The organism is Desertihabitans aurantiacus, assembly GCF_003344635.1.
GTDB lineage: Bacteria > Actinomycetota > Actinomycetes > Propionibacteriales > Propionibacteriaceae > Desertihabitans > Desertihabitans aurantiacus.
Map to the genome: position 1 here is coordinate 1 of NZ_QPKK01000324.1, position 3,631 is coordinate 3,631.

1 protein-coding gene is annotated in these 3,631 nt (G+C 68.3%); it reads right to left on the reverse strand.

The features are described from left to right. Positions 1-3,376: SdrD B-like domain-containing protein (locus DVA66_RS18200; protein WP_332872887.1), on the reverse strand; the 3,376-nt coding region annotated here is incomplete at its 3' end. Positions 3,377-3,631: the final 255 nt, after the last annotated feature.

Genomic DNA, 3,631 nt, shown 5'->3' on the forward strand with positions numbered 1-3,631 from the left:
TCGGCTCAGCCGACACCACCGACTTCTCGATCTCCGGCTCACCGGTCTCCGCGCACGCATCATCGACGTTGTCGTAGCCGTTGAACGACACACCAGCCTCGTTCCGCAGCCCGGTCCCGTCCTCACCAGCACCCAGCTCGCAATCACTGCTCACCGGCTCAGCAGGCACCGACGCCAGATCCAACGCGAACCGCGCCGTCACCGAATAGGTGTGCTCATCACCCGCAGCGATCGGCTCGTCCTCCACGACCACCGTGTCGTCGACACCGTTCCAGGACTCCGAGACCTCGATCCCAGCCGGGTCCGTGCTCGCGACCGTCGCCGAACCCTCGACCAGGGTCATGCCCGCACCGAAGCGGAACTCATCGGTCAGGTCGTAGTCGGTGTCAGCCGCCGACGGGTTGGAGACCGTCAGCAGGTAACGGACCTCCCAGATCCCCGGCTCACCAGCCACCGGAGCCGGCTCACCCTCCAGCACCTTCTCGATCGTCACCACCGGCAACGAGGGGCAGGCCTCATCGACGATGTCGGCCTTGTCGGTCGGGCTCATCGTGGCGGCGTTGAAGCCTCCGCTGCCCGCCTCGAAACCACCACCGGCGGCAGGCTGGCAGGTCAGGTTCTCCACCGGCACCGTCACCGCACCGGCCTCGTCGGCCTCCAACGACACCGTCGCCGTCACGGTGTACACGTGCTCGGCCTCCGCGGCGATCGGCACGTCCTCCACGATCAGCTGGTCGTCCACGCCGTCGAAGCCGGCGTTGACCTCCACACCCTCGGGCAGGTCCTCCGGCCCCGCGACCGTCGCCTCCTCCAGGATGATCCCCTCACCCATCTCGGTGAGGTCATCCGACAGGTCGTACTCCCCCTGCGACGGACCAGCGTTGCTGGCGGTCAGCTCGTAGGTGATCAACCAGGTGCCATCGTCCTCAGGGTTCTCCACGATCGACACCAGCTCCTTGTCGAAGCCGGGAGTCCACTTCCAGTAACCGAAGTCGAACGTGTGGTCGTTGTCGCCCAGATCACCCGTGGTCAGCGAGATGTAGGGGAAACCGTTGGCCTCGTCGACGATGCCGTCGGAGTCGTTTCGATCCGGGTCGAGACTGTTCTCATCACCCGTGTCGGCCACCGTCGGCACCCACTCCTCCAACACCCCACCGGTCTCGTAGTCGGCCGCGTCGTCCACGCCGATCACGTACCGGGTGTTCGGCAGCACACCGTGTACACCGGAGGTGAAGTAGTACTGGCCGTACTGGTCGGTCTCCACCGTGGCGATCGGCGCCCCGGTCCGGTTCCCGTCCTCATCCGCGGCGTACAGGTTCACCGTCGCACCCACCACCGGGGCCTCATCAGCGTCCTGCACACCGTCACGGTCGACGTCGTACCAGACGTAGTTGCCGATCTCGATCGGCGCCGTCGAGGCCATGATCGTCATCGAACCGATGCCGTTGCCCTTGGTGGTCACGTCGAACGGCTCACCGGGCTGCGGCCCACGGACCTGGAGGATGACCGCACCCTTGGGGTCGTAGTGCTCGCCGGTGGCCTGGTAGAGGCGACGCACGCCGACCTGCCAGGCGTAGTCGCCGACGTGCAGACCGGTGGTCAGGATGCCGTCCTCACGGCTGGGCAGCACGACCACCGAGCCCAGGGCCTCGGAGTGGTGCGCCTGCGGCGGCGGGTAGGCCGCGGTGTTCTCGTAGATCCAGCTGGTGTCGAAGTAGCCGGACCCGCCGGGACCGGAGTCGCCCTCGCTGTAGGCACCGTCGCCGTCGACGCCGTTGACCACGCCGTCCTGCTCGATCTGCCAGCCGGTGCCGTCCGCGGTCGGACCGGCGAGGTAGACACCGCCGCTCGAGCGGACGGACCCGACCTGAGCGGTGCCGGTGTCGGCGAGATACATGCCGAACGAGCCCACCGAGTCACCGGTGCGGTCGCGCACGCCGATGACAAGGTTCCCGTGCAGGTACTTGGCCTCGGCGACAACCGGCTGGTTGAGATTGATGGCCAGGCTCGCGGGGTTGCCACCACCGGCCGCGATGAACTTGGCCTGGTCGTTGGTCCAGGGTTGGTAGTCCATCTCAATGGTCGGGCCGAGGTCGGCCCGTGCGAAGTCGAGCGGGAACTCGAGCGCCAGCTGCATGGTGCCCACCGGGTCGTCGGGAGAGAACCGGTAGACGTAGCCACGCAGCTCCGACCGGTTCTGCGAGGACTCCGCCGTGTCCGTCACGGTGAGGTACATCTCGTTGCGCATCGGGTTGGCCGAGATCCCTGCCGGACGCAGGTCGGGGTCGGCGTCGAGGAACGGCAGGTTGATGTCCGTGACCTCGGGATCGGCGACGGCCGGCTTGCCGGTCTCGATCCGGACCAGCGACTTGTTGTACAGGTTCACCGCGAACAGCGACCGCTCGTCGGTGCTGAAGGCGATCCCGCCGATGCCGGCCTTGCCGATGTTCGGCCAGGCCAGCGGGTCGCGGGTCCAGTCGTAGCCGGAGGCGAGCGTCTCGGCCTCGGAGTCGGGACGGCCGCCGATGACGGCCTGGCCGAGGTCGACACCCTCGGCGACCAGGTCGACGTACACGTCGGCATCAGCCGTCGCGGCGTCCCAGTCGTCGCCGTTCGGGGTCACCTGGTAGATGGCACCCAGGCCGCCGGGGCCGAAGGCGGCGTGGCGGCGCAGGTAGGCGGAGGTGAAGACCGTGCCCGGCTCACCGACCTCGGCGGCGCGCTGCCAGGTGGAGCCGTAGGTGGCGCCCACCTCGCTGAAGTCGACCTTGGCCTGGGTCGGCACCACGCACTGGTCCCAGGGGTCCTGAGCCACCGGTGGCGTGTTGCAGTTGCTCGTCGAGCTGTAGGGCATGATCGAGGCCCCGGTCTTCGGGGCCGATCCACCGTCGTAGGTGCCGAACCGGAAGATTGGCGTGTAGACCAGCGGGTCGTTCTCCACGTAGGCGTCGGGCACCTGGAAGGAGAAGTCGACATCAGCGGCCGGTACCGAGGTGACGAACTGTACCGTCGAGAGGTTCTGCGAACCGCTGGCCCCGTCGCGCCAGGCCGCCCACTGGTCGGTGTCCGGCACATCGGCCTCCACCCGCCACTGGGCGGCGTCGGAGGTCACCTCGAGCTCGTACGAGCCGTCCGCTCCGGTCTCGACCGGCCCCGCCACGTTGCCGTCGGGGTCGTAGGCGTACACCTCGACGCCGGCCAGCGCCTGCTCGTAGCTGTCGAAGACGCCGTTGGCGTCCCAGTCCTGCCACGCAGAACCGGTGATCGGATCACCCTGGGCCGCCGACGCCGGCAGCACCGCGAGCGAGGTACCGCTCAGGGCACCGGCCACCAGACCCACCATCGCCGTCCGCAGCCACCTCCGTCCCGTCGGCACGGACTCGACTGCGTGACCACTGCTGGCCCGAGATCGACTGCTCACTTCGCTCCTCATGACGGGACCTGCTCCGACGGGCCCGCCCGCGACGCAGCAGGCACCCGCAGCGAACCTAGGACTGCCGCCCGTTGCCCCTCTAGCGCGCTGCGCTGGTTTAGCCCTCGTGAGGTGCGAACTTGGCCCCCTCCGTAGCCCCCGCCTCCCCACTTCTTAGCCCCCCACTTAGCCCCCTCCTCTTAGCCCCCTCCTCTTAGC